Raw genomic sequence first — 204 nt, forward strand, 5'->3', positions numbered from 1 at the left:
GTGTCCGGGAGTATCCAGCAGGTTGACCATGCGTTCTTTGTATGGGAACTGCATGACCGAGGTAGTAATGGAGATACCCCGCTCCTGCTCCATCTGCATCCAGTCGGAGGTAGCCATACGACCGGTTTTCTTACCTTTTACGGTACCTGCCAGCTGAATGGCGTTACCCAGCAGCAGGAGTTTTTCGGTGATGGTTGTTTTACC

At 52.5% G+C, this 204-nt stretch carries 1 protein-coding gene; it reads right to left on the reverse strand.

What is annotated here, in order from left to right:
* The coding region (locus B2Z72_RS14720) for a GTP-binding protein (protein WP_297005174.1) at window positions 1–204 on the reverse strand (204 nt) is incomplete at both ends.

Source organism: Thalassolituus sp. UBA6592, from assembly GCF_002433655.1.
GTDB lineage: Bacteria > Pseudomonadota > Gammaproteobacteria > Pseudomonadales > Oceanobacteraceae > Venatoribacter.